General features: G+C 75.2%; 4 protein-coding genes. 2 read left to right on the top strand and 2 right to left on the bottom strand.

Annotation, left to right across the window (positions count from 1 at the left end):
- Both ABT381_RS34855 and ABT381_RS34850 read right to left on the bottom strand, forming a co-directional pair.
- The coding region (locus ABT381_RS34855; RefSeq protein WP_351601834.1) for a glycosyltransferase family 39 protein at positions 1 to 1100 on the bottom strand (1100 nt) is incomplete at its 3' end.
- Entirely contained in the window at positions 1097 to 2920 is a 1824-nt protein-coding gene (locus ABT381_RS34850) for a stealth family protein (RefSeq protein ID WP_467754408.1), read from the bottom strand. The genes ABT381_RS34855 and ABT381_RS34850, both read right to left, overlap by 4 nt.
- A 253-nt stretch (positions 2921 to 3173) precedes the next feature.
- Between ABT381_RS34850 and ABT381_RS34845 the strand changes: the two genes are divergently transcribed.
- On the top strand, positions 3174 to 4205 hold the full coding sequence (locus ABT381_RS34845; protein ID WP_351601829.1) for a hypothetical protein: 1032 nt from the start codon (positions 3174 to 3176) through the stop codon (positions 4203 to 4205).
- The coding region (locus tag ABT381_RS34840) for a glycosyltransferase family 4 protein (RefSeq protein ID WP_351601826.1) at positions 4202 to 5431 on the top strand (1230 nt) is incomplete at its 3' end. The genes ABT381_RS34845 and ABT381_RS34840, both read left to right, overlap by 4 nt.

Genomic DNA, 5431 nt, shown 5'->3' with positions numbered 1-5431 from the left:
CGCGGCGGCAGCCGCCGGGACCGCCGTACGGCCGCCGCGATCACCAGCCGCTCGGCCCCGGCCGCCGCGGCCAGTGCCACACCCGGCAGCGAGAAGAGCAGGTAGCGGTCGAGGAAGACCGGGTACCGCTGGGAGGCCGCGAAGAGCAGGACGGGCGGCAGCAGGGCGAGCGGCAGCGCGACGGCGGACAGGCCGAGCGGGCCCCGGCGCGGCAGCGGGCGCCAGGCGGCCACCGCCAGCAGGAGGCACACGGCCACGACGACCGGCACGGACGGCCCGGCGAACGACCGCAGCAGCAGCCAGGCGGCGCGCAGCCCGGGCGGATACAGCCAGTTCAGCTGGTTGCTCTGGCCCCGGGACAGCGCCACGAGGGGCAGCAGCGCGAGGGCCACCGCGCAGGCCGCCGCCGCCCAGCGCCACCACACCGCGCGCGGCACCCGGGAGATCAGCAGCGTCAGCGCGTGCGCGGCGAGCACCAGCACGGCGCATTCGTGGAGCAGCGCGGTGAGCGCCGTGACGGCCGCGTATCCGGTCCAGTCCCGTGCACGGCCGCGCCGTACGGCGGTCGTCAGCAGCAGCGTGGACAGCGCGGCGCCGGCCGTGACCAGCGCGTAGGAGCGGGCCTCCTGCGCGTAATGGCTCGTGGTGGGGAAGGCGGCGAAGAGCAGCCCGGCCCACAGCCCGACGCGCGGCGCGGCCAGCCGGCTGCCGGTCAGCGCCACGAGCCCGACGGCGGCCGTCGCGCCGAGCACGGACGGCAGCCGCAGCGCCTCCTCGCCGTCGCCCAGCAGCGCGCGGACGCCGTGCATCAGCGCGTAGTACAGGCCGTGCACCGCGTCGGCGGTGCCGAGCAGGTGCCACAGCTGCGGCAGCGAGCGGCGGGCGAGCTGCGCGGTGGCCGCCTCGTCCCGCCACAGCGTGCCGCGGTCCAGTCCCCACAGGCCCAGCGCGAGCATGACCGCGCAGGGGACGAGGACGGCGACGGCGGTGGCGCGGCGCCGCGCGCGCGTCCCGCCGCGCACGGTCAGCGGGGCACGGCCGCCCGGCGCCGCGGACGGCGGCCGCTCCTCCTCGGGGTCCGCGACGCCCGGTCCGCTCATGGCTCCGGCAGCTCGTACGGGCTCGGCAGCGGGAAGTACGCCTCCAGGAACGGCCGGAGCAGCGCCAGCTGGGCCGCCAGGTCGGTCTCCTCCGACTGGGTGTCGTTGAGGCAGAAGGCGTCCCGGTCGCGGCGGGCGAGCAGCCGGTCCAGGCGGTTGGCCGCGTTCGGCCGGGAGAGGTCGAGGTAGGAGTAGGCGATGTCGGCGGGCAGCGCGCGGCCGGTGTGGAAGGCGTAGTAGTGGTGCAGCGAGGACGGGATGGAGATGTCGTCCATGCTGCGGAAGCGGTGCGAGGCGGTCGCCCGGTGCTGTGCGCCGAACTCCCGCTCTATCTCGTCCAGGACGCTGCGCCGCAGGGCGTGCGGTACGTGCTTCATCTTCTGCACCGGGGTGGTGCCGAAGCGGGCCTCGATGAGCGCGCGGTTGTTCTTGCCCGCGACGGACACCGGGACGTCGTCGTCGCCGGGCGGCCCGAGCGGTACCAGCGCGGGCGAGGGGAAGTACTTCGTCAGCCCGTTGGCCAGGAAGAAGTCGTGCGGTGACGCCTCCCGGCCGAGGAAGACGTCGTCGTTGAAGTAGAGGAAGTGCTCGGAGAGGCCCTCGATGTGGTGCAGCTGGCTCTCGATGGCGTGCGAGTTGAACGTCGGCAGCGCACTCGTGTCGGTGAATATCTCGCGGTGGCTGACGACCTTCACGCGCGGGTGCGCGGTGTTCAGCCAGGGCGGTACCTGGTCGTCGGTGACGAGGTAGACGTCGCGCACCCAGGGCGCGTACATGTCCAGCGAGCGCAGCGAATAGCGCAGCTCGTCACGGTTGGCGTAGCGCGCGGCGTTGGCCGCCTCGTCGTGGTACGCCTGCCCGGTGCACGCCGCGCGGCGCTCCAGCCAGGCCGGGTCGGCGCCGTCCACCCAGGTGTAGACGACGTCGATGGGGAAGGTGATGTCGCCGGGCAGCGGGACGGTGAAGTCCCGGTAGGTGGCCACCTGCGGGGTGCGGTCGTCGCCCGACCCGTTGGGGCAGGTGAAGAGCGCGGCGGGGACGCTGATCCGGCGCCCCTGCGCCGGCACCCACTCGGTGACGGCGTTCCGCCGCGGGGCGATCAGCCGGTCCTCCTCGCGCGGCCAGAACTCCACGTCGCAGCCGTACGCCTCGTCCAGTACGAGCGAACGCCCTGGGTCGGTACGGAACCAGGTGACCCGGAACAGCCCGGCACGCCCGGCCCGGTGCCAGCCGCCGGAGTCGTAACCGGGCGCGGTGTGCCGGACCTCGTTGCCCGGGGCCAGCAGGGAGACGTAGCCGGGCAGCGCGCGGCACCGGGCGGCCAGCGCGGCGAGCGCCCGCGAGCCGTCCTCCTCGGCCACCGCGACCACGCCCCGGCCGCGCTCCTTGCCGCGTACGCAGAAGTGGTCGACGCCGGCCTGCTCCAGGGTCTCGGTGACGGTGACCAGGTTGTCGCGGCGGGCCCGGGCGGGTGAGAGGTCGTGCTGCACGAGGGCGATGCGCGGGTGCCCGTCGGCCATCGTGACGGCCCGGCCGGGCCCGGCGGCGAGGGCACGGTGCGCGAGCGCCACGCTCCGGGTGCGCAGCCCGTCCAGATGTCGGGCCGTCGCCAGCCAGCTGACCTGCTGCTTGATGCGGCGGCGCAGCTCCGGGGTGGAGCGGGTCGCGATGGCCCGCCGCAGGTGTTCCGGTACCGCCTTGCGGTAGACCGACACCAGGGTCGATGCCTCCGGGTTGATCCGCCGCACCGTCCCTCCGGCGCGGCGCGCACCCGGATGCCGTACGGGCCGGCGGCGTGGCTCGGCGGTCCGCTGTCCCATCTGTGCACTCACTCCGGTCTCCCCCTTCGCGTCTCCCCGCGGTCCGGTCGTTTACCCCTATGGGCGTTTGATGCAACTATGACGCCGTAAGTCCGTGTACACATCCCCTGTGCACCCGGACACCCGCGGGTGCTTCCGCCCCCACAGGGGGAAGCTCACTCAAGGGATGACTCGCCAGGGGACAAAAAGGATGCCCTGCCACGCGCCCAACGGGCGCCGCCCCGCGTCCCACGGAAGGGAGCACCGGCCCGCCATGGATCAGGCCCTGCTGTCCCGAGCGGTGAAAGCCGGCCGCCGCGCCCGCCGCGCGGCGGCCGGCGTACGCCGCCGCATCGAGCGCGTCGACACCGTCCCGGTGCTCGCCGCACGGCTGCGCCCGCGGCCCGTCCTGCGCCCCGTCCACCTCTCCGTACTCGGCGGCCGCACCCTGAACCTCGCGGTGCGTTACCCCCGCCGCGCCCACGGGATCGGCACCGCGCTGCTCCATCTGGACCACCGCGGCCACCGCAGGACCGCCCCGCTGACCCCCGAGCTCCAGCCCGACGGCACGCTGCTGCTCACCGCCACGGCCCCGCTGCTTTTCGCCCCGCACGACGAGCCCGCCGCGTCCGCCGAACCCGGCGCCCTCGCGCTCGGCCCCGGCGTCTGGCGGCTGTCCCTGGCCGTGACCGACACGGCGGGCCGGGAGGTCCTGGCCGGCCTCGGCGCCGCCCCGCACCGCACCGGCGGCGGGCCGACCCTCCCGCGCTCCCCCGACCCCGACAGCGGCGCCCTCTTCCGCCCCGTGCGGTCCGCCGACGGCCACGCGCTGCTCAAGGTGACGGCCCCGGCCCCGCAGGCCGAGCTGGTCGCGCTCGGCCTGCGCTGGGACCGGGTCACCGTGCAGGTGCGGCTGGTCGGCCCGCTGCCCCGGCACGCCGCCTGGACCGCCGAGGCCGTCCGGCAGGGCAGCGGCGGCATCGTGCTGCCGATGGAGCTGGAACAGGGCGCCGGCCACCTCACGGCCGACCTCCCGCTGGCCGCGATGGCCGCCGACGGGCATGTCCAGCACACCTGGGAAGTACGGCTGCGGTCCGGGCGGACCCGCCTGAAGGTCGGCCGCCGGCTGACCGACGTACGCCACCCGAAGCGGGTCTTCCGTACGCCCTACCGCTCCATAGCGCTCGCGGACGGCCAGCTGCTGCGGGTGCACGCCCACTTCTCCGCCGCCGGGACCCTCGCCGTCAGCTGCGCCGCGTACGCCACGCCCGCCCGCGCCCACGAGCCCTCGGAGGACCGGCCATGAGGATCACGTTCCTGCTCACCCTCGGCGACGAGATGGGCGGCACGGAAATGGCCGCGTACACCCAGGCGGCCCACCTCGCCTCGCGCCACGACGTCGAGGTACTGAGCGTCTTCCGCACCCGCGCCGAGCCGTTCTTCCCTTCCGGCCGGGACATCCGACGCCGCTACCTGATCGACCGCACCGGGCCGTACGAGCGGCCGGTGCGCCGCAGCGGCCTGGACGAGGCGGCCTGCCGCACCCTAACCTCGCTCCCCAGCGAGCTGATCGAACCCGCCTGGGAGCACACCTTCAACCGGCTCTCCGACATCGAGCTGAGCGCCGCGCTCGCGGCCCTGGACACCGACGTCCTGGTCACCACCACGCCCGCCCTGATGGCCGCGGCCGCCGAGCTGGTGCAGGGCCGGGTGATCACCGTGCACCAGGAGCACCGCGCCTCCCAGCTGCGCGGCGTCAGCGGCGAGCCGCTGCTGCGGTACGCGCCGCGCATCGACGCGCTGGTGTCGCTGACCGAGCGCACCGCCGAATGGTTCCGCGAGTCCCTCGGCCCGGCGGCGCCCGAGCTCCCCGCCATCCCGAACGCGGTGCCCGACGGCTACCGCCCGCGCTCCGACCTCGCGGGCCGCACGATCGTGGTGGCCGCCCGGATGACCCCCGAGAAGCAGCTCGACCACGCCGTACGGGCCTTCGCACAGGTGGCGGAGGAGCACCCGGACTGGCGGCTGCGGATCTTCGGCGACGGGCCGCACGAGGTCCGGCTGCGCCACCTGATCGAGGGCCTGGCGCTGCACGACCGGGTCGAACTCCTCGGCCGGACGCGGGAGATGGCCGAGGAGTGGGCAAAGGCGAGCCTGTGCCTGCTGCCGTCCCGGAACGAGGCGTTCCCACTCGTACTGCTGGAGGTGTTCGCCGCCGGGGTGCCGGTCGTCGCGTACGACATCGTCACAGGGCCCGCCGAGATCGTCCGGCACGGCGTGGACGGGCTGCTCGTGCCGCCCGGCGACGTCGACGCGCTGGCCGCGGCGCTCGGCGAACTGATGGGTGATCAGGAGCGGCTGCGGGCGTACGGGAGCGCCGCGCGCGCGGGCGTGTACGAGCGCTTCTCCGGCGAGCGGGTCACCGCCGAGTGGGAGCGGCTGTTCGAGAAGCTGGTGGCCCGCCGCGACGGCCCCGACCGGCTCGCGGCCCGCGCCGACCGCACCGCGCTGCGCATCGCGGCCGGCGGCGGC

The sequence above is a fragment of the Streptomyces sp. NPDC000151 genome (assembly GCF_040301705.1).
GTDB lineage: Bacteria > Actinomycetota > Actinomycetes > Streptomycetales > Streptomycetaceae > Streptomyces.
This window is presented reverse-complemented; position numbering and strand designations above follow the sequence as displayed.